Source organism: Cellulomonas pasadenensis, from assembly GCF_047229365.1.
Classification (GTDB): Bacteria; Actinomycetota; Actinomycetes; order Actinomycetales; family Cellulomonadaceae; genus Cellulomonas.
In genome coordinates, this window is the sequence record NZ_JBFTEP010000265.1 from 1 (window position 1) to 1,413 (window position 1,413).

2 protein-coding genes are annotated in these 1,413 nt (G+C 78.6%); both read right to left on the reverse strand.

Going from position 1 to position 1,413, the window contains the following annotated elements; genetic code table 11:
- The coding region (locus AB6N23_RS18355; protein WP_412867390.1) for an HRDC domain-containing protein at window positions 1–1,018 on the reverse strand (1,018 nt) is incomplete at its 3' end.
- Window positions 1,019–1,122: 104 nt separating this feature from the next.
- The coding region (locus AB6N23_RS18360; RefSeq protein WP_412867391.1) for a response regulator transcription factor at window positions 1,123–1,413 on the reverse strand (291 nt) is incomplete at its 5' end.

Consider the following 1,413-nt stretch of genomic DNA (forward strand, 5'->3'; position numbering starts at 1 on the left):
CGGCCCACGCGCGCGGCGGCGGCGGGCCGTCGCTCGCCGGGCCGCGGGACGACGGCAGCGCGCTGTCGGGCAGCGCGACCGCGCGGTCGATGGCCGACTGCCACAGCGCGGCGCGCCGTCGCGTGCCCTTGCCGGCGAAGGCGGGGAGGGCGACCAGCTGGCCGACGGTGCGCGGCAGCGCGTGCGCCGCGGCCACGATCGCCGCGTCGGGGAGCACGCGGCCGGGGGAGATGTCCCGCTCGCGCGCGTTCTTGTCGCGCGTCGCGTACAGCTCGCGGACCACCGCGAGGCGGCGCGGCTCGCGCAGCGTGTGCAGGCCGGAGACGCGGCGCCACGGGTCCGTCCGCGGCGCGGGGGCCGGCGCGAGCCGGACGGCCTCGAACTCCTGGCGCGCCCACTCCGCCTTGCCCTGCTCGGCGAGCCGCTCGGCGAGGACCTGCCGGACCTCCACGAGCACCTCGACGTCGAGCGCCGCGTACCGCAGCCACTCCGCGGGCAGCGGCCGCGTCGACCAGTCGACCGCCGAGTGCTCCTTCGCGAGCCCCAGGCCCAGCGTGTCGGCGACGACCGCCGCGAGGCCCACGCGCTCCATGCCGAGCAGCCGCGCGGCCAGCTCGGTGTCGAAGACGCGGCTCGGTCGCATGCCCTGCTCCGCCAGGCCGGGCAGGTCCTGGGACGCCGCGTGCAGCACCCACTCGACGCCGACGAGCGCCTCGGACAGCGCCGACAGGTCCGGCAGCGCGATCGGGTCGACGAGCGCCGTGCCGGCGTCCTCGCGCCGCAGCTGTACCAGGTAGGTGCGCTGGCCGTACCGGTAGCCGGACGCGCGCTCCGCGTCGACGGCCACGGGGCCCGTGCCGGCGCCGAACGCCTCGACCACCGCGGCGAGGCCCGCGGGGGTGTCGACGACCGGCGGGACGCCCTCGGCCGGCTCGAGCAGCGGGACGACGGGACGCGCCTCCGGGTCCGGCCGCGCGTCGTCCGGACCGGGAACGCCGGGTGACGTGTCGAGGTCCATGACGTCCACCGTAGGCGACGGCGGGCGGGCCGCCGCGCAGGCGGGTGACGCGTCGCCTGCGGCGTGCGTCACCGCCGTCGCGTCGAGCCCCGCCCCGCGGCGGGTCAGTCGATCAGCCGGTTGCGGATCGCGATGGCGACGAGCTCGGCGCGGTCACCCGTGCCGAGCTTGCGCGAGATGCGCGCGAGGTGGCTCTTGACGGTGAGCGCCGACAGTCCGAGCTCCTCGCCGATGAGGCGGTTGGTGCGGCCCTCCGCCACGCGCGCCAGGACGCTGAGCTCGCGCGCCGACAGGTCCGCCACGGGTGCGGGCGGCGGCGGGGGCGTCGCCCGCACCGCCGACGCGACGTCGGTGCTCGCGGCGACGCCGCCGCGCAGCCGTAGAAGACGCGCTCG